At 44.3% G+C, this 24,816-nt stretch carries 24 protein-coding genes; 9 read left to right on the top strand and 15 right to left on the bottom strand.

Annotation, left to right across the window (positions count from 1 at the left end; genetic code table 11):
- Window positions 1–123 precede the first annotated feature (123 nt).
- The 3 genes from JGK11_RS22435 to JGK11_RS22425 all read right to left on the bottom strand — a co-directional run bounded on the left by JGK11_RS22435 (window position 124) and on the right by JGK11_RS22425 (window position 2,717).
- Window positions 124–459: a nucleotidyltransferase domain-containing protein gene (locus JGK11_RS22435; protein ID WP_293212959.1), complete on the bottom strand. Its 336-nt coding sequence runs from the start codon at window positions 457–459 to the stop codon at window positions 124–126.
- Between the two features lie 537 nt (window positions 460–996).
- Window positions 997–1,770 carry an HIRAN domain-containing protein gene (locus tag JGK11_RS22430; protein ID WP_293212957.1) on the bottom strand — a complete coding sequence of 258 codons (774 nt, stop codon included), beginning with the start codon at window positions 1,768–1,770 and terminating at the stop codon, window positions 997–999.
- Window positions 1,767–2,717 carry a hypothetical protein gene (locus tag JGK11_RS22425; RefSeq protein ID WP_293205392.1) on the bottom strand — a complete coding sequence of 317 codons (951 nt, stop codon included), beginning with the start codon at window positions 2,715–2,717 and terminating at the stop codon, window positions 1,767–1,769. Before JGK11_RS22425 ends, JGK11_RS22430 begins: the two co-directional genes overlap by 4 nt.
- Window positions 2,718–3,144: 427 nt before the next feature.
- Between JGK11_RS22425 and JGK11_RS22420 the strand changes: the two genes are divergently transcribed.
- Window positions 3,145–3,861 carry a DUF6088 family protein gene (locus JGK11_RS22420; protein ID WP_293205391.1) on the top strand — a complete coding sequence of 239 codons (717 nt, stop codon included), beginning with the start codon at window positions 3,145–3,147 and terminating at the stop codon, window positions 3,859–3,861.
- Window positions 3,858–4,814 carry a nucleotidyl transferase AbiEii/AbiGii toxin family protein gene (locus JGK11_RS22415; RefSeq protein WP_293205389.1) on the top strand — a complete coding sequence of 319 codons (957 nt, stop codon included), beginning with the start codon at window positions 3,858–3,860 and terminating at the stop codon, window positions 4,812–4,814. Before JGK11_RS22420 ends, JGK11_RS22415 begins: the two co-directional genes overlap by 4 nt.
- A 1,002-nt stretch (window positions 4,815–5,816) precedes the next feature.
- Here the strand turns inward: JGK11_RS22415 and JGK11_RS22410 are convergent.
- Window positions 5,817–8,798, bottom strand: coding sequence for a DUF3854 domain-containing protein (locus JGK11_RS22410; protein WP_293212955.1), 2,982 nt, complete (start codon window positions 8,796–8,798; stop codon window positions 5,817–5,819).
- Window positions 8,799–9,790: 992 nt separating this feature from the next.
- Between JGK11_RS22410 and JGK11_RS22405 the strand changes: the two genes are divergently transcribed.
- From JGK11_RS22405 to JGK11_RS22390, 4 genes are all read left to right on the top strand, one after another.
- On the top strand, window positions 9,791–10,360 hold the full coding sequence (locus JGK11_RS22405) for a hypothetical protein (protein ID WP_293212953.1): 570 nt from the start codon (window positions 9,791–9,793) through the stop codon (window positions 10,358–10,360).
- A 618-nt stretch (window positions 10,361–10,978) separates the two neighbouring features.
- Window positions 10,979–11,212, top strand: coding sequence for a hypothetical protein (locus tag JGK11_RS22400; protein ID WP_293212951.1), 234 nt, complete (start codon window positions 10,979–10,981; stop codon window positions 11,210–11,212).
- A 34-nt stretch (window positions 11,213–11,246) separates the two neighbouring features.
- Complete coding sequence (locus JGK11_RS22395; protein ID WP_293212949.1) at window positions 11,247–11,459, top strand: hypothetical protein; 213 nt, start codon at window positions 11,247–11,249, stop codon at window positions 11,457–11,459.
- Window positions 11,460–12,155: 696 nt separating this feature from the next.
- On the top strand, window positions 12,156–12,308 hold the full coding sequence (locus tag JGK11_RS22390; protein ID WP_293212947.1) for a hypothetical protein: 153 nt from the start codon (window positions 12,156–12,158) through the stop codon (window positions 12,306–12,308).
- Between the two features lie 81 nt (window positions 12,309–12,389).
- Here the strand turns inward: JGK11_RS22390 and JGK11_RS22385 are convergent, their stop codons facing one another.
- The 7 genes from JGK11_RS22385 to JGK11_RS22360 form a co-directional block, all read right to left on the bottom strand.
- Window positions 12,390–13,202 carry a peroxiredoxin-like family protein gene (locus JGK11_RS22385; protein WP_293212945.1) on the bottom strand — a complete coding sequence of 271 codons (813 nt, stop codon included), beginning with the start codon at window positions 13,200–13,202 and terminating at the stop codon, window positions 12,390–12,392.
- A 102-nt stretch (window positions 13,203–13,304) separates the two neighbouring features.
- A complete protein-coding gene (locus JGK11_RS22380; RefSeq protein WP_293212943.1) occupies window positions 13,305–13,856 on the bottom strand; it encodes a hypothetical protein in 552 nt (183 codons plus the stop codon).
- Window positions 13,857–13,866: 10 nt separating this feature from the next.
- Window positions 13,867–14,496: a GIY-YIG nuclease family protein gene (locus tag JGK11_RS22375; RefSeq protein ID WP_293212941.1), complete on the bottom strand. Its 630-nt coding sequence runs from the start codon at window positions 14,494–14,496 to the stop codon at window positions 13,867–13,869.
- 123 nt (window positions 14,497–14,619) lie between these two features.
- Window positions 14,620–15,771, bottom strand: a complete 1,152-nt coding sequence (locus JGK11_RS22370) for a reverse transcriptase domain-containing protein (RefSeq protein ID WP_366035121.1) — start codon at window positions 15,769–15,771, stop codon at window positions 14,620–14,622.
- A complete protein-coding gene (locus JGK11_RS32930) occupies window positions 15,681–16,196 on the bottom strand; it encodes a reverse transcriptase N-terminal domain-containing protein (RefSeq protein WP_366053968.1) in 516 nt (171 codons plus the stop codon). Before JGK11_RS32930 ends, JGK11_RS22370 begins: the two co-directional genes overlap by 91 nt.
- Before the next feature lie 525 nt (window positions 16,197–16,721).
- The gene (locus tag JGK11_RS22365; protein WP_293212939.1) at window positions 16,722–17,024 is read right to left on the bottom strand and encodes a hypothetical protein; all 303 of its coding nucleotides are present in this window, start codon (window positions 17,022–17,024) and stop codon (window positions 16,722–16,724) included.
- Between the two features lie 132 nt (window positions 17,025–17,156).
- The gene (locus JGK11_RS22360; protein ID WP_293212937.1) at window positions 17,157–17,870 is read right to left on the bottom strand and encodes a site-specific integrase; all 714 of its coding nucleotides are present in this window, start codon (window positions 17,868–17,870) and stop codon (window positions 17,157–17,159) included.
- Between the two features lie 336 nt (window positions 17,871–18,206).
- Here JGK11_RS22360 and JGK11_RS22355 point away from each other — a divergent pair, with 336 nt between their 5' ends.
- On the top strand, window positions 18,207–18,719 hold the full coding sequence (locus JGK11_RS22355) for a hypothetical protein (RefSeq protein WP_293212935.1): 513 nt from the start codon (window positions 18,207–18,209) through the stop codon (window positions 18,717–18,719).
- A gap of 77 nt (window positions 18,720–18,796) precedes the next feature.
- On the opposite strand, the gene JGK11_RS22350 is transcribed toward JGK11_RS22355, so the two are convergent.
- The 3 genes from JGK11_RS22350 to JGK11_RS22340 form a co-directional block, all read right to left on the bottom strand.
- The gene (locus JGK11_RS22350) at window positions 18,797–19,513 is read right to left on the bottom strand and encodes a hypothetical protein (RefSeq protein ID WP_293197600.1); all 717 of its coding nucleotides are present in this window, start codon (window positions 19,511–19,513) and stop codon (window positions 18,797–18,799) included.
- Between the two features lie 95 nt (window positions 19,514–19,608).
- Window positions 19,609–20,301 carry a hypothetical protein gene (locus JGK11_RS22345; RefSeq protein ID WP_293197601.1) on the bottom strand — a complete coding sequence of 231 codons (693 nt, stop codon included), beginning with the start codon at window positions 20,299–20,301 and terminating at the stop codon, window positions 19,609–19,611.
- 30 nt (window positions 20,302–20,331) lie between these two features.
- Complete coding sequence (locus JGK11_RS22340; protein WP_293197603.1) at window positions 20,332–20,766, bottom strand: lysozyme inhibitor LprI family protein; 435 nt, start codon at window positions 20,764–20,766, stop codon at window positions 20,332–20,334.
- Window positions 20,767–21,296: 530 nt separating this feature from the next.
- Between JGK11_RS22340 and JGK11_RS22335 the strand changes: the two genes are divergently transcribed.
- Together JGK11_RS22335 and JGK11_RS22330 are read left to right on the top strand one after the other, a co-directional pair.
- A complete protein-coding gene (locus JGK11_RS22335; RefSeq protein WP_293212933.1) occupies window positions 21,297–22,943 on the top strand; it encodes a serine/threonine protein kinase in 1,647 nt (548 codons plus the stop codon).
- 142 nt (window positions 22,944–23,085) lie between these two features.
- Window positions 23,086–23,319, top strand: coding sequence for a hypothetical protein (locus JGK11_RS22330; RefSeq protein ID WP_293197607.1), 234 nt, complete (start codon window positions 23,086–23,088; stop codon window positions 23,317–23,319).
- Between the two features lie 169 nt (window positions 23,320–23,488).
- Here the strand turns inward: JGK11_RS22330 and JGK11_RS22325 are convergent, their stop codons facing one another.
- On the bottom strand, window positions 23,489–24,715 hold the full coding sequence (locus JGK11_RS22325; protein WP_293212931.1) for a hypothetical protein: 1,227 nt from the start codon (window positions 24,713–24,715) through the stop codon (window positions 23,489–23,491).
- Window positions 24,716–24,816 lie beyond the last annotated feature (101 nt).

Below are 24,816 nucleotides of genomic sequence, written 5' to 3'. Positions count from 1 at the left end.
TTAATCTTCTCCCTCTTGAGTTTTTGAGTAACAGCTTGCCGGATATTCAAAGGCGGCTACTTTTGGCTGCAATCATTTTTTAGTCTAAACTACAGTTATCAAGTAACCTTTGTTGCTCTGGGTTCATATTGGGACTCCTTCGCAACGGATATTGCGAAAGAAACCGCTTTCATACTCTTGGTACTTCTGAAGTGTGGCAAACATACAGCTAATCACGACGGTATGTTCTAAGCATATATCGGCAATCAAAACAGAAATACGCTCGCTTTCTTGGGAGTAATTGAATGGTTCTTTGAGAAGGATTAATATATCAATATCGGAGTCCGGTCTAGCATCGCCTCTGGCTTGGGAACCATAGAGAATGATTCGGATTAACTGTTCGCCATAAAGATTTTCTAATCCCTGGCGGGTTTGGGCAATAATTTCTTTGAGTTGAACATTGATCGTTGAAGTTGGCATAGTTGTTTATAAGCCAATCCATGATTTTTTTAGCTAAGATATTGGCAATATACCAATTATACTGGCAAATGATGCTCGCAGTCGTCCGGCTCAAGTTGCCAAAACTTTACAGGGGCGATGTCGTTCGGTAAAACCTGAAAAGCAACCTGCCATCGCTCACAACCTGACGCTCAAAATTAGTTCCTTTAGACAATCAACCGGGACTTCAAGCAATTTGCGATCGCACTGACCGACTTCACAAATTAGGAAATCTAGATCCATTTGAAGTAGAAATTCTGAACTTGCTAGAAAGAGCAACGGCTCTTACTCCCACCGAATTGCAGTATTTAGAACAGATTGAGGATAGACACAAGCTTGATTGAGTACCTCACAACTATTGTTGCTTTTGGAGCAATAACTTGGGAAACTTTTGTTGATTCAGTTGAAAATTCAAAAAAATCTTCTTTTTCGGCGAATTCAAACCACTTTTTTACGGCTTTGTAGAGGAGTTTTTGATTCCCTTTTCAAGCCAAAAGATAATTCCTGATATATCATTCATTAATTAAGGGTTAAAGCAGTTGCTCCCTCATCTATAAGGGATTGATATTCATAACTTGAAAAAAGGCGAAAGTCATTAGAGCCTTGAGCCGTTATGTTGCACAGCAGTCGAAACTGGAAGGGTGTCGGCGGTTGATTGACTTGCTCTACGCGCACCTCTACGCAACTGGGATTCCTCAATAGAAGTTCAAAAAATTCACTATTCAAATATCGCGGACAATAGCCGACGACTTGCTGGTCTTCTGTATTTAAAACCAATGCTTTAGAATCATAGGAATTTTGAAATTCGTGAGCCAACCACAACTTTTCTCCAGACTCTAAGCTGTTAATTCGCTCAATTGCATAGGGTGGCAAATATCGCAACCCATGCGAGAAAAAATGGAAGCGATACCGCCCGTCAGAATCTTGCTCAGGAATAGGAAAAACAGTGAGTGTGTCTGTTTCTCGCCGCCCACCGCTGCGGGCTAGCATGGTAATTGGATCGCTTCCATGCTGAGAAAGATTCAGCCAGTGAATAAAACTTGAGTAATCTGGGCGATTTTTCGGCATCAACCGATTCGCAAATACGGGAAATAAGTAGGTTGATGTATATACTTCACCGAAGCGCGGAAACGAGAGTAATGGTTCAAAATCGCATTTTTGTTGAGCTTCTAAAACGCCTTGCGTGTAAGCAAATTGATAGTTGGCTCCGTCAAATGTTAGCCTGCCAATGGGAAACCAGAAACGGCTATTTGGATCTTGCCACGCCAAAAAAAGCGCTGAGTGTGTTTTCACGGTAACGTTTTCCTCAAGTTAAGCAGTTTGTGTTCATTAAAATCCAGAATTTTTTGAGCAAAATCGGCTGCAACCGGCGAGATGCGAGTGCTAGGAATTAGATTAAAAATATCCACTATATTCGCCTTTGAGATACTTTGAAGTCGCTCCAGCCATATATACGCTGCATTGGGATAGCGACGTGCAGCACGGTCAAATACATCAACAGTTTTGAGGGGCTTTTTATCGCCAACGCTGCCATAAAATGCCGAGAAACATTTGTTAGCATAAGCCTCTACAGAGCGTTTTTGCCTTTGTTCATCCGAGAGGTCGCGACCCAAGCTGGAGGCATGATCGTAAGTGGGTGCTAGGTGTGCTGTTTCGGATGTAGTAGACGCTAGGTGTACTGTTTCGGATATAGTAGATACTACCTTATTTCGGACAATTCCCCAGTTTTCGTGATGGCGATCGCCATTGCCTATCCACGCATCTAATAGCAAGTAGCCGACAAACACTTCCACTGCGATGAAAACACCGCTCGGCGCTGTCCAACCAATAGGTAAGTTCACAGATTCGTCAGAGAGCACTCTCAAAACTAGATCAATTGTATGTTGTGATAGGTTGTAGGTTGCAAAGGTGGGGTAATTGGGTACGATCGGGGTGAGAAGTTCGTTACCGTGAACGAGGGTGCCACCATTGGGTAAAAAGTAAGAAGAGACTACACCACGATTACCCTCACTTGTGGCAGCCAGTTCATAATTCGCATGAGGAAGTCCCAGTAATTCACACAATTGGGAGGCTACTTTCTCTGCCCAATCTTCGCCTAAGTCAAGTCTTGCTTGTTTGTACAGACAACGACCGAGTTCTGGGTGTTCAAACCAAAACTTATACTTGCTCCCCATTGCTTCCTGATTAGAGAGTTCATAAGCTTGAGGGGTGACAATAATGATGGGGAATTCATCGGACATAAATTGGAGAGCTTATTCGGGGTACAGCCGAGAGGTAGAGTCGAGGAAAGTGTCAATTCTCAGGCTTGACAAGCTCACACTGAAAGAGCTTGGGCAAGAATTGAGAGATTTTATCAAAATGCAAGAACACAAGTTAAAACTCAGAAGGGAAGCAAGAATAGAGCCAAAGCTAGAAAAGGTATAACCCTTGCCAAATAAGAGTTTTACTCTCAAGCACTGATTGTATCGATCGTATTAAAAAATAAAGCCACAAAGCTAATCCCAGTAAAAGTTTTAAAAGTTACATTCTATTTTTGTTTTCGGAGAATGACAGAAGAGGGTTATGAAACAGCCTTTGCTTAAGTTGTCAAGTTTTTTTGCAAAAAAACTTGACATCACGCGCAGCTCCAAGAATAATACAAGTGAGGCTAAATATTGGATTCAAGCCATGAAACCGATTCGAGTTAATACCTCCGCGCTGATTCACCGGCAAATAGAGCAACAGGGAGAAGGTTACTGGCGGCTATCTGACTTTTCTGGACTACCGCCAACTGCGGTTAGCAAAACCCTCTCCCGCATGGTAAAAACAGGAACGCTAGAACGAGTCAGTAAAGGACTTTATTATCGGCCCCGCCAAACGCGCTTTGGCATCAGCCGCCCCTCTCAAAGTGAGATTCAAAAATTGCCGATCGCTCAAACTCTACAGCCAGCAGGACTTAGCGCTGCCAACCTTTTGGGATTTACCACTCAAAACTCTATACAAAGTGAGTTTGCGACGACCGCAAATAGCGTTCCCCGTACCATTATCGGCGATCGGGCGAAAGTTCACACCCGCAGGCCTGAAACATGGAAACATCTCTCTAACACAGAAGCAGCGTTGCTGGATTTGTTGAGGTCGAGAGCAAAGCTGAGCGAATTATCACCTGAGCAAACTAAGCAACGCCTGCTAGAGTGCTTTCGTGAGGGCGTGAGCTTTGAGCGCTTAATAGCCGTAGCAGATGCCGAACCTCCTCGCGTGCGAGCAATGCTAGGCGCAATTGGTCAAGAACTAGGTAAAAGCCGTCAGCAACTCCAACAACTTCACCAAAACTTAAATCCGATTTCCCGGTTTGACTTTGGGATTCTGAGAAACCTTTGTTATGCTCAGGAATGGCAAGCAAAATGAAACTTTGCGAATCTCCCGATTTTCGCGATGCTATCCTGGCTGCCAGAGAACACTTTGCCAACCTCAATCTTACCGAAGCATTCATCGAAAAAGATTACTATGTCACTGAAGCGCTGCGAATAGTAGCGAGTCAGTGGCAAAATCAAGTTATTTTTAAAGGAGGAACGAGCCTTTCAAAAGGATGGAAGCTCATCGAACGCTTCTCCGAAGATATTGACTTATTTTTGAACAAAGATGCGTTTATCCCACGATACGGGGAAAGTCGAGCTGACAAAGAGTTGAAAGCAATAGAAACTGCCGTCAGCCAGCATCCAAGATTAACATTAAACCAATCTCAATCCAAGCGAGGAATCTATCGGCACAGCTATTTTAACTACCCTCAACAATTTGCTGGGATGGGGACAATTAGCTCGCGTCTGTTTCTAGAGATGGGAACTCGCAGCGGTACTTATCCGTTGCAAACAGTCTCGCTGTCGTCCTATCTGGCTGAATTTCTCCGCGAAATTAATGATAGCCTTAATGCTGAAGATGAATCGCCTTTTTCGATGACTTTGCTGCATTTCCGGCGCACTTTTGTAGAAAAACTCTTTGCCATTCATGCCAAAGTAAGGCAATACCAGCGTGAAGAAGTTCCTTTAGGAGCAGCAACTCGTCATTATTATGACCTGTTTTGTTTAGCACAGGCACCAGAAGTTCAGCAAATGTTAGGGAGTGGAGAATATAGCGACCTCAAGCAAAATTGCGATTTCCTCAGCCAGCAAGAATTCCCACAACAATATGACCCGCCTGAAAACTTGACATTTTGCAACAGCATCGCCCTGTTTCCCATAGGAGAATTACGCCAAGAAATCGCCAAGGAATATCAGCAGCAGTGCGAAAATTTATGCTATGGCAATTATCCAACATGGGAGGAAATAGAAGCTTGTTTTTCTGAACTGCGGAACCAACTTTAGTTATTGCGACATGCAATACTAATCGCTCAAACCTGCTATAATTTGGATTTGAGGTTAAAATGTGAAAATCGAAAAGCGATCGGCCTGAATCCTTACGTTTGGTGTTCGGTTTAAGGCTGACTTTTGCAAAAGGTCTCTTGACTCACAAACGAATTGCACGATGATCATCAAAGTGGCAGTCCCGTAGCTAGCATTTGTAAGTGTAATTCACGCCTTACAAAAATCTACCGCACAAACTCTCCTTAAAAACTTCCTACCGGACGCCTCCAATAAACTACGGTTTTTCGATCGACAATTTGCACAATTTTACGAAAAAATGTGCTTAATGATACCGATTTTCAGGAGCAACCAAATTAGATTTTACTGCAATCGAGCGATACCAAACTGCAACCAAACTAGATTTACCAATACTAAAATTACACCAAACTTGATGTGACAACATTCGTTCGCAGTTCATCCATTTTCGTACAGTTTCATCTCATTTTTGTCCGCGAATGTTGTACTTTTGTCTATGAACGTTACACTTATATCCATTTTATTCTATTTATCCAAAATTGATACAGGATAAGGATTACAAGGGTTTTTAGATTGTCAAAACCTGCATTGAATAGGAAGCCAATCTTGCCAAAAACCCAGATTCAGGCAAATACTACAGGGGGGCATGGACACACAAAACTTGCGCGTCTTTACTTACTCCGCATTGCGCCGTTTTTTACGCTCTCAGTTACGGAATAGTTGGGGGTATGGAAATCTCAGTTTTTTCGACCCAAATGGAGAACCGGAAAACCGAGGTAAATCTGTCCAAGCAAGCCAAGTGTAACCGGCTCTCTTGGATTGGCAGCGTAAAACTAGCCCCTTGGGATAAGGTGGGTTAAAAACAGAGGCAGAATTTGGCTTTAGTCTGGGCGATCGACTCGGCGCAAAAAGTCGTCCATGCGATCGCATACCAAATGCTCTAACTCGGTAGTCAGCCATTGGGCGATCCATGCGACGGAATATTTGCTAACTATCGAATGGAGTTTGTGGCTCCGACTCTGCACCAGGCTCAGATGAGGTTTGTGGCTTGGCAACCAAAACCTTGAAAGCTGCATTTTCCTCATCAGTCAAGGAATTTTTAACTGCTGTCTTGAGGTCGCCTGTCGGGTCACGTTTTATAGGTGCAACAGCTTTCCTAGCCGCTGCGGGGTCATTTTCTGCGATCGCTTGGAGCACCCCCTCGACTATCTGTTCAACTAACTCTAGGTTAACGGCGGGTTCAAATTTGTCTGTGGCTTCGATCGATACTTGCTTTGCCATTTGCTGTTCGGCGTCGATCGAGTCAATTAGTGGTGCTTGCTCTGACTCTGGCGACGGGATTGGAACTTCAGAAGGTGACGTGTCATCTGAATGTAGACCTGAATGCAGACCTGAATGCAGACCTGAATGCAGACCTGAATGTAGACCATCCAGAGGCTCAATACTTTGGCCTGTATGGTTTGTGTTGGCCGTGTAGACCTGAGAGGGGATAACTTTCTCAGAATCATCTTTGTTGAGGTTTGAATCAGTGGCTGGCGAGATCGAACCTGATATCGGCATCGAACCTGATATCGGCATCGAACCTGATATCGGCATCGAACCTGATATCGGCATCGAACCTGATATCGGCATCGAACCTGATATCGGCGGTAAAATTTCAGTTTCTATTTCTTCCAAAACTTTTTGGTTTAGGTCTACATAGTCTACACAAGCCTTGTCTGTTAAAGCTTTTAGGTCTACATTCAGGTCTGCATTATGCAGACCTAGGTCTACATTATGCAGATCTAGGTCTACATTTTGAGATAACAAATCTTCCACGGTGGCAATGTTGGTGTCGGCATCCGTCCGCAACCGCAATCCTTTGATTACCGTGCCAGAAGCAGTCCGATCTTTCAAAACATCTTTCCATTCAAGGACGAACTGGCAAAGCTCTACCAAGTCTGCTGAGAAGTTGTTTTTACCTTTGGCGCTGTATCCGGCACTGCGGCAGTAGTGGTGGTAAGAACCGAATAGTGTGGACTTGGCTGCCTTGTAATCGTCGTCCTTCCATTCATCTTTATCGCCCCCGATCGCGGTTTGGGCTGCTGGGTCATGTATGAGGCAGTCGTTGACCCACGATGCCATCGGGTCGGCCCGCACCCGATCTGCCCAGAAAGTGCCGTTGATACCGCAACCCTCCTGGCCCAAGATGCGCTCGATTTCGGCAACTGGAATTGTCAGCAGGTACTGGGTGAACGCGCTCAGCTCCGGCTCTAGCTCCCGTTCGAGGTGGCGGTTGCGCTTGACTGGGGTGTACCGAAATTCCTCCTGCACGATCCGGCGCTTCAACCAAGACAGACCGCTGGCGGGGAAACACGGCTGATTTGCGGTGATTAGGGCCAGCCCCGGAAAGCGGAAACTGACCGCGTTTTGGTAAAGTTTGCGACCGCTAAGGAGCCCCCCGCCCGTCAGCGACCTGAAATTTGACAAGTTGCCAGTGTACTTTTCTTGGTCGTCAAAAACGGCCAGCCGCTTCGTTTGCAATTCCGCCACTTTGTCTGCTTTGGTTAAGTCTTCGAGGTTCCCGATCCAAGTATTTCGTTCGCCGACAATCATGGTGGCTAGCCGGGTGTAAAGCCCTTTTCCGGTTCCTCCAGGCCCATTCAGCATGAAGAATTTTTGCAAGGAAGACATACCGCGCAAGCTGGCCGCAATGAAGGCTAGCAGGATTTCTTTTTTGTTCTGGTTGCCGTCGGTTGCCTGATTCATCCAGTCGTTGATTTTTGCCCATCCAGTGTTAACGGCGCTTCCTTTGTAGGAGCGTGGCAGCGACCAAGTTAGCCGGAAGCCGGGGGCGTGTTCGTGCCACTGGTTGTTGTCGATTTCTAGCACCCCATCCTCAAAGGGCAGCAGTTCGTTTGAGGGTCGCTCGCCCCACTGGAATTCGTACAGCTCCCGCTTCATCGCCCCCAGAACGTTGGCGCAGTAGGCGTTGTTCGGCACAGTCCCCCGAGTCTTGCAAAGCCCGTGAATTGCGCTCAGTACGTAATCTTCGCTAACAGCGCCCCAAACTCCCCGGTGCTGGAGTTCGTATTTCATCCAAGATTTGTGTTCCTCAGAGTAGCAGAGCCTGTCGCGCAAATCTTCAGCAAACTGGGCCCCGAGATCTTGCGGTGCGGGCGGTTTGAGGGAGAATTTGGGGGGGCTGTTGCCGTCGCTGAGCGAGCTTTCCCAGTCCTCGAACCGCACGGAACGGGCCAGCATCCGCCGAAATTCTTCTATTCCTTTTCTCTGAATGAAATCGTCCATTCCTTTGGTTTCTCCCTCAGTGCCTGGTTCCCATTGTCCCGTAACGCTGCGGACGGGAACGCCAAATTTGAGCAACTGGTGGCCGAGTTTTCGCTGTTCCCAAATGACGTTTGGGTTAGTCGCTGCATCCGCATCAAAACCAATGATGAACCCAAAACCAGCACGAGCGTAGAATTCTAATGTGGGAACGAGATAGCGCTTGTTCTGCAAATCGCTCTTCTTGGCAGTCAGCCCCATGCTGATGCCCATCAAGGCAATTGTCGGTAAATCGTGGCTGCATCCCGCGATCGCCTTAAATGCTCCCTCTGTGATGATGAGGTAAGGATGGTCGTTGATGTGGTAGCAAGATTCTTTGAGTTTTTCTGCGTCCCAGTAATCTTTATCGGTGGGATGCTGGGGCAAAAATGCGTCGTACTCACCAACGGGCGATCGATATTTGGGTGCTTTTTTGCAGCCGGAGGATTTCCAAGGTTTATCGGGTCTGAATTGGAATTGTGTGGTTTTGCCCACAAATAGGATGCCGCCGGATTTCGCCGTATAACCCAAATATACTGATGCTTCATCAGCAGATACGGTGCGGCAGTTGACGGAACTCCAATCGTTTAGCAGTCCCCGGCTCTCAATGTGGGACTTGTGTTTGGGGGAAAGATGCGTAGATTGAATTTGGTGTGCAACGTTCATAAATCCTCTCTCGCTACTCATAGCGGTGCTCACTGGTTTTTGTGAAAAAACCCGCTATATGTAGAAGAGACGGCCCTGCTTTCACTGCTGTTAATTTACAAAGGTGTAAAGTTTGCGGTAATGGCAGATATGAACTATGATGGTCTTAGAATTTTTTTATTAATTTGATTGTCGGCCGTCTCTTCTAAAGACTGCGGACTTTTTTTTTGTCTAGTCTGGTCGCTGCGGGCTGTTCGGTGGTTTTGAAGAATTCGAGTCAGATTTCAAACTCGCACCTATTGCTTAGAGTGACAGCGATAGCAGGGAAAGCCGGTTAATTTCGGTGTCATTTACTGCTCAGTCGTTTTCTTTTTATTGCCCCGCTTGGCTTTGGTGGCTGGCGGGGCGGTTTCTGTTGGTGAGTCATGGGTTCTGTCCGGTTTGGGGGTTGGGGGATTAGAAGGGTTTTGTTTTAGGTATTCCGCTATAGCTCGCTTAACTACCACTCGTGTCAGTTGGGGTACTGTTAAAAACTCCTTATCAGCCCAAGCCCCTAGGTGCTCCATATCCTGCTGGTCCAGGTAAAGGGTTATTCGAGGTTTATCAGAGGGCATACAAGTGTTAAGAACGTTGTCACTTTCTTAAACTCTACCCTGTACTACCTTGCTTTCTATTTAGGTACACTAAAACTAGATAAGTACCTTACCTGTTGTTTCAGTTTGTCTGCGGGACTCCACATATTCAATGGTAATGTAGGGATTGACAAGTACCTTACCTGTTGTTACTATACATTTATGCACGCCAAAGTCAGCGCTGGCGTTAAAGGGTCATCCATAAAACTACCCCTTTTGTTGTCCAAAACTAACTTGAAAGCGCCTTGAACCGAATGCTCGCAAAACTTTCGCAGATTGGCGTTAGCGGGCATACAAAGAAACAAACCAAACCCCGCCCCCTCTGACTCGCAATCTTCTGGGGCGGGGTTTGGCACTCACAAATAAATGGAGATTTCCTCTATGTTCGCAGATTACGGGCAGCCATCGCCAGCCCAACCCAGCTTTGTCGAAATACCCAACCCTTGCGTCAGCACCACAATGGGACGCATCGAAGTAACGGATGTTCGTTCTGAAACCCTCACAGGTCGGCTATTGGATGATCAGGACAAGCCAATCCAAGAAGACGGACAACCGATTTACGTGTGCGTCCGCAAGTCAGAGATTCTGTATTCCACCGAACGAGACAACATGATGAATTGGTGGGAACTAGCGGAACAAGCCGTGGTTCCCTATATGGCGCCCAGGAAATATTCCCTGGAATCCTTAATCAATCGATTGGATGGGCTCAACTCGGATGAACTCTATGTTTTGCGAACCTTCGTCTGTTTGGAGAGCGACCCGTTCAAAGCGTATTCGGGGAGCGTCAACAACGACTTATCCCATTTGCAGCGTTGGTTTCCTACCGTGCGAGTTCTTAGTCGTGTCGAACAAAACGAACTAGCAAGTGCGCTGTGTTGGCGAATAGTGAGCGAATCCAACGCACCTACCGAACCGACAGCACCAACACCGGGCGATGGGAGGGACGATTAATTCTTGAGTTGATAGAAGATGCCATCTCAAATTTCTCTTTTAGTCCGGTTAATGGGTTGAGTTTTTTTATAGGGCAATTATGCAACCTACAACTAATCACGCCAAGAAAGAATATCTGGAACATCCCCCACACGACTAATCCCCTAGAACGAGTAGGAGGCTTGAATTATGACAACAAACTTTGATGTTGGGTTGGTAACGCCGCCAAGTTTCACGCCGCAATTGGTTTATTCGCAAAATCTGGATTTTGTGCCTAGTCCAGACGATACTTTACCGTCGGTCATCAGGGGTGTGAACAGTTTGCCAGCTCACTCTGATGGCTATGAACGAGTAAGGATAATGGTTTTTGGATCGAGCTATGGGGTGACATACACGATTCGCTGGCTTTACAGACTACAGTTCGCTCATATCAGCGAATGGAGTTTCCTTATGCCTGCTCCTAGTGAGGGTGAATTTATGAGCATTGTTACTAAGCGAATCCCATTGAGTCCAACTAACTAATTGGCATGAAACTTGGTAGCAATTTGGTAACAACTTCTTCGGCAATGCTGGCGATAGTTTTATCTGTATCAAAAGCGATCGCCAGTTTCTTCCATTAGATACCAGTGAGGAATGACCATGACCAACGGCAATGGCAACGGGCCTAACGGCGACACGCCCCAGCCCGATCCAATACAAAAGTTAACAGAATACGTCGAATCTCTGGAGATTTCTCTGGAAATCCAGGAAGATAAAACAGACGCCATTGAAGACCAGGTGGCAAGTCTTACCGAGCAGATAACCGAGTTGAAACAACAGGTGAAAGACATATATGGAGACGAGGAAGACTGGGAACGAATGTCAAAGACTTGACGGGCTTATCGCACGCCGTCAGCAGAAAAACCGATTGCAACGGTTTAAGCTAGAGCGAACCAAGCGCTTGCGAGATGAAGCTGCCTTGGGTAGACCTTTGAGAAAGTCTCCAATCCTTGACTTCGTTGATGATTTGGTACACCGTCCGCCCAACCAAGAGCAGATGCGCCAGCTTAAGGAACTACTTCTAGAAGAACAGAAGGCGATCGCTCAACTGATTGCCCTAATTGACCAGCATCTAGATTGATGTACTTCCCTGATTGAAGTTGAGGTGATTTGTTAAAGATGTGAAGATGCGGTCAATAGACACGCCTCTTCACTTTTTTTAGGGCGCAAACCTAAAAATTTCCAAAATTTTTAAACCAAAACGTACAGTATTTTAATAATTTTAAAGTATGATTAATTTCTGGCAACTAAGTGAGGATATTGCGGTTTAAAAATTCATTAAATAAGAGTGACTTTGAAGGTAATAGGTAAGAACAGCAAACCTTGATAAGATACGGTATTAGAAGCAGTTCTCAGAAAATAGAACCCAATGAAAGATGATCGAGCGAAATTGGTTGTTTCAATTCGCAGGCAGTGACGTTTATTTGATAAAATAATTAGATTGTCGTTTAGTCTTGCCACCGTTCGGCTTGTTCTGAAACCGGAAGAGCCTTTGATTGAAAACCAGCAACCAGAAGAGCCTTTGATTGAAGACACCTGGCTTTTGTCTCTGCTATTAACTTGCTCGCAATCAAAAAAATCTTTGATTAAAAACGAGCAACCGGAAGAGTTTCGGATTGAAGACACGTTTTTCGTTTTTATTAGATCCTCCGATTCCCGTAACGAGCAAATCGATCCAACCCTATCAAGAGACGGCTGATTGTCAAGAGACGGCTGACGCTCCCGTGCAGGCTTCTAAAAGTTACCAGAAAACAACTAAAACTCAGGGCCTTGGCTGTTGAAAACACGGCGTAAAACGGGGACTTTGGGCATGGCGGGCGAGTTGGGGGTTTGGTTGAGTTTAGCTTCTCAGAACTGGGTGTTGGGAGCGATCGCACTCGTCTCGATACACCGCTGCTTTACCCGCATCAAGGATACCTTTGTCTCTTAGTATTTGAAGACGCAAGTTCAAACTACTTCGCAGTACAGGGTATAGTTTGCTTCTCCAAGCCCCCCACCATAAATGTGTTAGTTAGTGCATATCGCCGCCATGTCCAAGTGAGTCTCCATCAGCCGTCATTTCTGATAGAAATATCAGGGGATTGCTCATATCAGCAGCGAAACCAAGGATGGCGCGATCTCGATGCTCGTAAATTAAATCCCTCTGAGCATCAAACAAGAAAGTTGCGCCTCGTTGAGTGAGGTAAGCCGCATTGGGAACATAGGTTTTCCAATTACTCAGCACTTCTGTCATATTCCGCAGTCGCAAAGTTGCCAATTCAAACGGACGCTGGAAACCTTTGCCACCTGCCCAGCGGAAGGTGGAGCCTTTGAGGGGTGGAAGAGGGAAAGCCTGGATAACTTCGTCATCATCAATTAATTGAGGTGCTCTGGCGTCGCCACGATATCCTCGAAATACTTCTGCCAAAGTGCCGGGGCTACCAATTCCCGCACACATGAACAATAGATTGAGGTAAGCATTCGTAGCGGCCGATAAACCAGGTATTTTTAAGGATAAACCTGGATACAAGTCAAGTTTTTGGTGCAGTTGGCCAGTGGGATCTACAAACAAACAGTCACTAGGAAATCCTGTATAACCACAGAATTGCTGACCCGATGAGCGATCGCCAATTCCCACAGCTCGAATTGCTATCCCAAGGGATTCAAGCCGTTGAGCGTTCCGCCGCAGCCACCAAGCATATTCAAGGCTGTCGAAATCTCCCAATTGTGGCAAGAGCAGCACCAATTGCCTCATAGAGGATTCGCAACCGTTCAAGATGGGTAAAACGGCTCCATCGCTCACCCGTTGGCGTTCGGTTTGGCTCAAGAAGGTATGGATATTCATCGGCTAATTATTTATGAAGGAATTTAGGCGTGTATTCGGGGAACTTGGGCATGGGGAACTGTTAGGGTGTGGTTCGGGTTTCTCAGAACTGAGGTTGAACACTTATTTGAGTCTACGGTCGCCTACTTTAATTGCAGAATTCGAGATCGCTATTGCAGCTTCAGGTGTGCGTGCCTTTGACCAAACTTCGTACAATACGCCATTTCGCTTCCACTGCAACCGCGACCAACAAGCGGCACCGCACTGTTGAATTAGTAACGCATTAGAACCGTTGATTAATTGAATATCTTTAAACTTAGCTTTGGGGTCAGGTGATGTTTTTTCTATATTGCCATCTTTCTTTGCTTTGATTGAAAAGCGAAGAGCTGCATTACCCGGATTCCCAGGAGCATTATTAAAACTAACGGTATATTCACTTTTGTCAGAATGCGATGTATCAACATAGGCATAATTAGCATTGGATTCATACTTTTGAATTACATCTTCTGATGGCAATAAAATAGGAAGATCCGTTTTCTTGGCAATCTGTGAAGCAATGTCTTTGATGGAGAATGTTGAAGCGATCGTTCTCTCTATCCCCACAACCGCCACACTCGCTGCTAAAACCGCCAGACTCAACGAGTAACCCATCCAGGAAGTAACCTTAAACATCATTCACTCCGCGCTACTGTACGTCAATATTGACAGACTCAACTGTAACCGTGTTCCCAGCGATCGCCTCCAACTCAACCTCACTCAGCACTTTGGGTTCCATCCCGTACAAATCATTCAGCACGACCTTGACATCAGGAAACGCAAAATATTCCGTCAGCTTACCAATGCGGTAGTTAAACGCTTTGTAGCGGTGTTTGAAGTACAGCTCCACATTCCCCCGGCGTTCCCAAAGTCCCAGCAAGTTGACAACCACATCCGAGTAATGCGCCCTTACATCCCTCTGCACTTCGGCGATGCGTTCCTCGATCGATCGAGTTGTCACCCCAATTTTATAGAAACAGTGGTCGTCCGCTTTCACCTCTAAAAAATAGAGCGAGTTCACCAAAATCCGACGAAGCTGCGATCGATAAATCTGCAAATCAGCCAAGCGTTCATCAAAGCAAGATAACCCCGCAGCTTCGGCAATCTCTGCTGATTGCTCCAACTTAACTAACTCTGACAGCAGCAAGGGTTCTTGGACTTGGTTGAACAACGCCAGGGGAAGAGCGCCAACAGGGATCAGGCCGAGGTGAGTGAATTGACAAGAGCGATCGCCCTCTGACTCCAGCAATCCCTTCAACTGCCACCGAAAGTTTACCAAGTCTTTGGGAATGGCGTAGCCCTGTGCGCCGTACTCTGTTTGAGTCGATGTGGGGTATTATCCCCAGCACCTCTCAGTTAGAACTGGACGTGCCCGTTTCCGTGCATCCAGCTCCCGATATTCTTAGGGAGTGACCCTTTTGCTCATGTGTGAGTAGTCATGACAGGATTCGTGGATTGCTAGAAGATTTTTAGGTTTCCAGTTATCATGATTCTCGTCGATGTGATGTAGATTTACTCGCTCGTCGCTCATAAATTTCATCCCACAATGACCGCATGAATGGTTTTGCTTTTTAAGGGCTTTAGAGGTCAAATCATCGTATAACTTACTATTGCGTTCGCTCCAATAAGTTAAATCTCCGTCATAGGGCGATTTATCCCCTTTGACGGAGATGTGTTTGTTTTCGGAGTAAGGAACCGTTGGAAATGCCTTCTTAACAAGCTTAACGCTTGATTCTCTGGTATTTTTGGATTCCTTGTTAAATACCGTGTATGTTCTGTGATTTAAGAACCAAAGTGAAAACCTTGCTCCTGACATATCACAGAACCTATGGTAATTTCTCCATCCTCTAACTATTGGTGCTAGCTTTTCGGCTTTTACCTGAGAACCATAATTCGAGCAATTAACGATGTTCTTTACCTTCAAACGGAACTTTTTAAAATTATCCACTGAGGGGTAGCTTTTAAATCTTCCGTCGCTTAACACTTTGAAGTGCCAGCCGAGAAAGTCGAATCCATCTGTCGTAGCGGTAATCTTGGTCTTCTTAGCACTTACCATCATTCCTCTTGCTGCTAAAAAATTATCAATTTCGGCAAGTATTTTGACTGCATCGTCTTGAGGTCTAAGCATTATCACCATATCATCCGCATAACGGATTGATGTTTCGACAATGTTTGACGCTGGGGTTTTGCCAGTTATTCTAAATCCATCCTTATGGTATCTGTGAATACTTTCAATCCCGTTAAGAGCGATGTTGGCTAATAGGGGACTCACCACCCCACCTTGAGGAGTTCCTTGTTCCGGGAAATCGGGGTTGACCCCAGCTTTTAGGCATCGGAAGATTCCGAGCTTGATACCTTTGGGCGCAATTAAGTTGTCCATTATGGTGGTGTGACTAATCCTGTCGAAGCATTTTTCTATGTCGAGTTCGATCACTCGTTTTTCCATTCCATTACAGTAGCTTCTTAGATTGTTGAACAGGATTTTCTGTGCATCGTGCGCGGAGCGTCCGGCTCTGAACCCGTAGCTGTAAGCATGGAATGTTGCAACGCGCAAGCTGGTTCTAAGGCGTATTTGGCGAGACATTGCCAAGTTCTATCCGCGATAGTTGGGATTTTCAGCATTCTGGTTGTCCCGTCCTTTTTAGGGATTGGGATTTCCCGTAGTCCTTGATGATGCCAGTTACCTGCCGACTCTTTGAGTATTGTTTCTAGGTCGAAACGTCCTGTAAAGTCGAGAGATTTTACACCGTCAACACCTGCTGTTTTCTTGCCAGCGTTTAGCTGTGTTACTTGTCGAATTGCTAGAAATCTTGCAGCTTTGGATTTCAGAATAAGTCTTTGTAGAGACTGCGCTTTCCGCTTGTTTCCTGCTTGAATCGCTTTGAACACTCTTTTTTGTAGGCGAAATAAATCTTTGCGGAATTTCTTCCACGGTAGATTCTTCCAAGATTCACTGGTATTGCTACTGTGCCTAATCATGCTCTGCTCCATTAAGTGTTTTCTGAATACCTTGCGAAAATTACTTCGCATCCTACCCGTCTTGAGAGAGTTCCGTATCTCATCTTACCTACATGGAAATCGACGTATCCATGACTCTCAAGTCGTTTTTATTCGTTCCCTCAGATGATTGATTGTTCCGTTAGGTGTAGCCAATTTAACTATCAGAAACCCAAGATTCTGGACGCTATTGTGGAAATGATGCGTCGGGCTTTAGCTCTGATGAGGTCAGGGTTTTTTTAAGTTATGCCCTGCCTAAGTGTAAGTTACTTTTTTAGGCTCGGTTTCACGCCCTGGAACTCCCTGTTAGCACCAGTGTCAGCCCATAACAGCCGTCTGATTGTGCCCAGTTAAGAGCTTCACTCTCCAAGAATTGAGCTTGGTCGGTGTGAGCAGATAAGGAGTCACGCATGAATCTTGCGGGAAGGACTTGCACCTTCATCAATCTGAGAGTTCAGTGCTCAACCTAGGGGTCAAGTTTCACTGGATTAGTTATTTACGGATTGATTACCGAGATTCACTAATCAACGAATCGCACTTCCACAGCACCTTCAACTGTTCGAGTTCATCACCCTTAAGCTGAATGGTGAAATTATCGTAAAGCGGCAGCGCGGGGAAAGCTTTGGTCTTAATCCGCTGCGACACGGGCTTGCAAGTCTCAAGAGTATGCGCGAAGTGATGTTCTTTCACCGCATTTTTCGCTGTCAATCCGCCACCACAGTAGAGACAAGCGAGGTGAGTTTTTCCCCGCGCAACTTCATCGATGCCCGCCAGTTCGCCACCGGGAGCAACACCGTATTTTAGCCACATCGCCCTAGAATTCTCCTTTAAGCAGGTTTTTGTAGGTGCACCCGCTCTGAGAATGAGAATTGTAACAAACTTGAGTTGAGAGCGCCTGCGTGCGGTGTGAAAGCAGGGCGATCGCCTCATGCCAACCGGCTGTTATTCGAGGATTTCTTTAGGGGACGATCCGCCTTCGGGGGTGTGTGACAGTTGCGATGGGGGCAATGGTGCGGACGGCGCGGCAGTCAATTCATCCTGTACGTGAGGATATGCTGTTTTTCCCGCGTAGGAAAGCATCGAAAGACTGGCGATCGCCCCGAGCACTTGCTCCGGCTCTACCTCCAAATACCGCTGCAATTGTTCGAGGTTGCGGTGGCCGCTGATTTCTTGAATCACCCGCAAGGGGATACCGCTGTTGCTCATCTGAGTCAGGGCGGTTCTCCTGAAGCTGTGGGTGGATGCGCCCTCGATGCCAACTCGCTCGAAAGCTTCCCTCAAAATCCGATCCGCCGAGTTTGAGTGCAGGTGATGCCAATGATGGCAGCGGTGGCGGCCCGGAAACAGGTAAGTTTTGCCGATATTGGGTTTCCAAGCTGTCAGGAGCGATCGCAAGTCCTCAATTACGGGAATCGTGCGGGTTTGGAGTTTGCCCTTGGTGTTGTGTTTGCGGAAGTTGATTGTGGGTCGAACATTGCCCTTCGCAGTGTATATATCGACGACTTCCAGCGAACAAGCTTCCGCCACGCGGCAAGCGGTGTAGAGACAAACCCCGAAAAGCGTGCGATCGCGATGAGTCTGCAAACCCTCGTTAAACAACAGTTCGATTTCCGCTTGGGTGAGGATTTTCGCTTGCCCGTGACCTTCAATCTTCATGCTTGGTGTATACCCGACCTGACGCTTGAAAGTCTGGCACATTTGTTGCATTGCTGCATTGGTTTGGGGTATTTCTTAATGCGGTGGCTCAGGAGTAGGCAAGTTAGGAGAGGGCGATCGCACTCCGGTTTATTGATATGTTTGGTTGAGAATACAAGTGCTGAGTTTGATCGGAATAAATATGTCTTTGTACCGCTTTCTTCGGGTCAACATTTAGTTAGGCGGTATGTAATAGTGAGGGGAATAGCATATTAAGTTTTGTGAGAATTTCCTTAATATTTGACATAGGTATTGAAAAGAATATAAACGAACATTATTGAATACGGAGTGTTTTGTATGTGGATAGGTTCAATTAGACTAATTGTGGAAACAAAGGATGCACCTTTCGCAGGAACCGATAGTTTGGTACAGGCGATAATCTTGAGAGATGGCACCGAACTTCGCGTACTAAACTTGGATTATCCAACTGAAAACGACCTCGAACGCGGTGCAATCCGAAACTACGATTACATCGGGCCAACAAAGCTGCCACGGAGGAATGATAAGACACCTGAATTGCCACCTGGTATTGGACAGATTCCGATGCCATATCCTGGGTACAGTTTTGAATTCTCGAATGGACTGAACGGTCATCTCAAAATCCAGTTAAAAATACGTGGGGATGATATGTGGATTAAAGATAACGTTGATTTGTATGTTAGATTTATTCGCGAACGAGCCACTAGCTTTGATACTCTGGCTTGGCTAGAAGATTCAGACTGGACTTACATCGCCAGTTGGACTCAAGACGTGTCAATGAGCACTGATTCTAGCGAAGGAGTTACGACTTGGAATCTGAATCTGAATTGAGAACACAACCAAACTCCGAGCTTTCGTAAACGATATTACCGATAACGTTGAGAAAAATGCGATCGCAGGCGATCGAATTAACCTGGAAAAGGAGTGTCCTTTTGCATGGCTAAGGAATGTTCTTTCGCATAGCTGAGGAGTTCGTGAGTCCACGACTCAAATAACGCAAAGACTTCATCGACGAGATCCAGACAGCGGGCTTGGGTCGCACCATCCAGGCAAATTTCTGAAATATCAATGCGATCGCTTCCAACCAAATGACCTGACTCTAGGTTAAAGTGAAATGCCCCACAGTATCGCAGTTCGATATTGCGGCGCAACTCAATGGCTTTTGCTAGATCCAGCACGGTACTGAAAAGAACATTTCCAGTTTCTTCAATCGCCTCAATTATGGCAAGTCGTTCTACAGCACTTGCTGTAGAAATGAGAGCAGCTAGGCGGTAAGTTAGAATTCGATTTTGGCGTGTCTCGTCGCTCCACAAAAAACGCATGAGCTTCGTTGGAGCGCAGGGATTGTCAAAACCGAGTTTTGCAAAGTCTTCAAGGTACCAAAGCCAATGGTGGTCGTCTTCATAGGTATGAATGTTCACCCGCTGTTGGTACTCATCGCTTGCAGGCTCGGAGCGCAGCATATATTTGTTGATATCGCCAAAACTCAGAATAAAATGCGCCATACACGGGTAAAAAGACAGCCGCTGTTCTTCAGATAAGCTTGCATCCCGCGTATATTGAAATAGCGGCAAGTTGGCGTAAGCTTCCTTGTGTTCTAATATTTTTGCGAGTACAATCTTCACAATAACTCCTGATTTTTATTCGGATCGCCAAAAACGAGAGTACCGCCTGTTAGTAAACGGGGACGGAGACTCATAGTTCTTCCTATTAAAAAAAATTAGTTAGCACTTTTAATCGGAGACTCTTTAGCCATCGAAATAGCTAGATCAATTAATGCTGACTTCTGACTTTGGATCACAACACTCCGGTCGTAATCGAATCCACCTTTTATAGTTGCTCGATAATTCAAACCATCTTGTTTCCAAAGAACGTGTAAAGAAGGTGGAGTTGAAACCCCTCCGCCATTTTGAGCAATAAAAACACCCTGAATTCCTGGCTTTAAGGTGATAGACGTTCTCTCTATCACTGCCATTTCTGAGCTATTTAATAGTGTGTATTCTGATTCAGTCCTAGTTTGAGAACTGCGTTGTCTAATTGCCTTAACTCTTTGGAAGAATGTCTTAGAAAAGATATGCTTGGAACGCAAATTATCAGCATATTTAGAATTTTGGGCTACTGCAATAACTCCAAAATAACAGAATCTAGCATTGCAATTTGGCTCTGAATTCAGAAATAATGCAAACTCTCCAGGAATGGTTGTAATGACTTGCGGATAAAGTTTAGTGTTGCTGATATTAACACTTGAAGGCAAGCGCATTAGCCATCCTCTCGGAATTTGATTCTTAATATCCCGGATAATGGGTGTAAATATAGACGCAGGTGCAGCATTTACAGTTTGGGGTTTGGTGAGATAGCAAGCTCCCAACACGGCACAACTGAGCAGAATTCCTAAAATCGATTGCTTTTTCATAAACTATCCTTCCTATTTCTTATCTCTTTCTTATCTCTTTCTTAAATAATTCTCTAATTCAGCGGTGCGTTGTTTGGTCTTGCGTTCCAAGCATTCATTGAGAAAACCTCGATAACCGGAACCACCGCGATTGTCATAAACTTCTGATTCGCAGTTTTTGTCCCGCGACTTAATCCATTTTATCTGTTCTTGATAAAGTACCGATCGCTGTTTACGACTTAATTTAGGAAGCAGTTGTTGATAAACCTGATTAAGGCGCTTATCTGCGGCTTCATACCTTAATTGCATACACTCTTTGTACTCTGCGTTACTTTGTTGAGGACTGCTGCAATTACGCTGTCGCTGAGCTATTTGGTTTGGTGCCATTGTACTGTCTTGTTGTAGCCCTGCAAAGACTGGCCCAGAGTTAGCACCAACAACAGCCAAACTTACTATTAAACTAAAAATCGCTCGCCCTTTGTTCATTTTGCCTCTCTGTTCCAATTTAAATCCTAGACCAAAATTATTGCCATATTACAAATAACGTTCTATATCCTCAGTTTCAGGAAGTTTCCTTTTTTTAAATCTTTTTACCTGATTATGGTTCTGTTGTGGTGAAGCTTGTACAAAGGAAAGTGAACCAAATCATAGCTGTTTCTGAGGCTGGGTCAGTCGCAACCAGAAGCTGATATCGGCAAAACTCACCCCGTCAGCCAACGGTAGACCAATATTCTCTCTGTTTGCGGTCATCCCAAGGTTCTACTGCATTACTGCATTACTGTATTTGGCTGGGTATTGCTTAGCGCCAGGGGGCTGATGCAGTAAGGAAACACGCTACCTCACGGGTACAGGTGGGTGCGGAAAGGTTCGGGCGATCGTAACGCAAATCTGATTCTCAAATCAAGTAAGCTGAATATCAGACTCGGTTCCCGGAACATAGTTGATTTACAGCGGAATATTTTAACTAGCTTGACTTTAATGCTGTATGTCGTAAAACAATATTTTAGACTTTAACTATGCTATTAAATCATCGGTATCAAGTTTTAAAATCTATGGGTTCTGGCGGGTTTGGGGAAACCTTCCTCGCAGAAGATACCCAAATGCCATCAGGACGGCGGTGTGTAGTTAAAAAGCTACACCCAGTTTCTCACCATCCGCAAATCTATCCACTAATCAAAGAGCGCTTTCAACGGGAAGCCGCTATTTTGGAAGATTTGGGTAGCCACAGCGATCGCATTCCGACACTCTATGCTTATTTTGAAGAAAATAATGACTTCTATCTGGTTCAAGAACTAATAGAGGGCATGACTCTCACAAATACAATCCAGTCAGAATCCAGTTTCAGCGAAAGTTATGTCAGAGACTTTCTAGTTAATTTTTTACCGATTTTAGATTACGTTCATCAAAAACGGATTATTCATCGGGATATTAAACCAGACAATATAATTATTAGACAATCCGACCAAAAGCCTGTGTTGATAGATTTTGGTGCTGTCAAAGAAGCCATAGCTACTACCATGAGTTCTTCAGGAAGTCCGCAGACTTCAATTGCGATCGGCACTCGTGGGTTTATGTCTTCCGAACAAGCAGCCGGACGACCAGTTTATAGCAGTGACCTATTCGCTACTGGATTAACCGCTATTTATTTACTAACAGGCAAACAGCCACAGGATATAGAAACTAATAACTACACAGGTGAAATTCTTTGGAAGCAATATGCTCCCCAAGTTAGCCCTACCTTAGCAGTTATTTTAGATAAAGCAATTTCTGCTCATAGTTGCGATCGATACGCTACAGCACAGGAAATGCTGCAAGCATTGCAATCTCAAACATCTCAGGTTCATCAAATTATCCGTCCTACCATCGCAGATATTCCTGAGCATATTCAGCAACAACCAACAGTTATTTCCGCAGCTCCATCTAAACTAGGGAATATCCAACAAACTTTGTTGCTTGGTAGTTTCATTGCGACGGCTATTATTGCAGGATTTTGGATAACCAAACCATCTGAACAATCGGCTAGTTCTAATCCATCACCGACTCCAATTGCCCAAACTCCATCAATAGTTGCATCACCACAGCCTTCTAAGTCTCCTTCACAAGTACAAGAATCTCCTACTCCCAAAACTCCAGTTACTCCTAAATCACCAAATGTTATACAACCTGTACAACCATCACCAATTCCTAAATCATCAACTGTTACAGCTCAACCTCAACCTTCACCAATTCCTCCATCTCCAATAGTTACAGCTCAACCTCAACCATCACTAATTCCTTCATCTCCGACTGTTACATTTCAACCTCAACCATCGCCAAATTATCCACCGACACAAACTCCACCACAACCATTACCAATTTATCCACCTACACCAGCAGTAACTTTACCTAAGCCAACTCCTATTCCATCTTCTTCAATTTCGGTTAAACTGCTTGATCTGCCAGAATTATATCTTGCTTCAACGACTTTAGTTTATTCTGATGGAGATAGATTGAAAGCAGATTTTAGAGTTTACTGTCCAACCTCGATGATTCGTCCTACTAACTACATTTTGACCAACCAACAAGGTGCTGTCAAAAAAGCAGGAGCATGGTGGCAAACTTCATTTACGCCAAGATATGATGCGGAGTATCAACTTATCAAAGAAGTTTGCAACAAAAACTAATACAACCCTGGACTAACCAACTCTATTTTTTGAATAGCAACCCATTCCTTGATATACTGCGTTTCATTAGAATTGAAATTTAATTGGGTTTAAGGTCTTGTATTATAATGAAGACGCAGACACCGGGAGTAAGCGAGTTCAGATGAAATTTTCGTTGGAACAGATGTACCCCAACATAGCTCGTTGGGTATACGAACATGAAGGCTGGATTGAAATCGGCGATCAGGCAGAGAGTCCTTTAACATCTTTTGTGCGAGCGAGCGATTGTGGTGGGATGCTGTGGTTCGGAAAAGATAGCTATGAGAGCCTAGATGAAGCGCTGCAAGACCTAGATGCGGGATTGGCAGTTGTATTGAAAGAGATTTACGGTGAATGAAACAAAACAACTAACAACGTGCTACTGCCAATAAAATCAAAAAGTGGATTCAAGCCACTTTCGTAAGTTGAAAAAGCTCGACTTGCCATACTGATAACCAGATTGACGAGTATCAAAAGTCTGGTTTTTTTTTGATGGGCGGGTGACAGACGGCGCAGAGTCAACACCCTTAAAGAGGTTGTTCTACTTGTTCGAGATTACTAATAATTCCTTCTAAGTATTCTTTATTGAGAGAACTTAATAAGTATCCGCTAATTTTTCCTATTTTTTGAGAAATTTCTGCTAGTAATAAACTTTGAATCTTCTTCAAAAAATCTAGCTCATCAACTAAATTTTTCGCAAAATTTGGGCTGCTATATCTGTTTCTTAGACAATAAAAAATATAGCCCATATCCTGATAAGGCAATATCAAAAATGTTTTCATAAAATCTTCGGGAGGTAAATATTTCAAGATGGGATAATCATAATAAGATTTTTGCCCTAAACTATCGAAATTGCTGCCAGCATTAAAAAATATTGTATGTTGAAACATAGCGATGTTATTTTGCATCATATCTAGTATCTTTTTAGCTTCATTGGGTATATTTTGAATCCTTACCTCTTCTTGACATTGCTTAATATAATTATCAAATTCTTTAAAGCCTGGATCGTCTTTACTGTTAAATTCAATACTCATATAAACATCTCCGAATGGATTAGAACGATACTCTGTATCTAGCCTGCCAGAATTCTTTAGTTGATCAATATATTCTTTAGCTTCATCAATAATAGATTTTTTGTCCTTGTCGTATACCTTAATATCAGAAAATAGTAAGAATAATCCGGTAATATGCTTGATTATTCCGATATCTTCAAAAACCCTATTCAGATACTCTGATTTAACTAGATCAAGTGTTTTATCGAATTCTTCATCAGTAAGCATAGAATAACGCAACAATTTCATCCAATTGGGTGCGTTTTCCTCTTGGAAAAATTTGGAATTTGGCAGTGATTCTTCTAAATTTTTCCGATCGATCAGACCTTTGTCAAAAAAAGCTTCCCACCATAATAAGCTTGGGTACACTCCAGAAAAAGCTCGTAATCCACTAAAGTAATAGGAGTTATAAAGCTTTTGATACTTTTTGAATATAGAATCTTTATGTTCAGTATGTTCAGTATTGGCATTATTTTTTTCTGTTAAAATACTATGATTATTGCGCCTTGTCTCTGACATCATTTCTTCAGCTAACTTCTGATCTATTTGACTAATTTCTTGGGGGTGAAGTCTGGCACAAGAAATTTCAATAGAAAAAATTATTAATAATTCTAAGACTTCTTCTACTAATTTTGATTTATTCTGAGCTTTTTCTGGTAAGTTTTCAAAGATTCGTTCAAAATCCAAGATTACTTGGTTCAAAATTCTAGGACTTACGCATTGACAAAATCACAAAATAGTGCATTGATAAATATGAGTGGTCTACTTTCCAGGTATTTGACAATGAGAAAAACTACCAAACC

The organism is Microcoleus sp. PH2017_34_RAT_O_A, assembly GCF_020737885.1.
Lineage (GTDB): Bacteria > Cyanobacteriota > Cyanobacteriia > Cyanobacteriales > Microcoleaceae > Microcoleus.
This window is presented reverse-complemented; position numbering and strand designations above follow the sequence as displayed.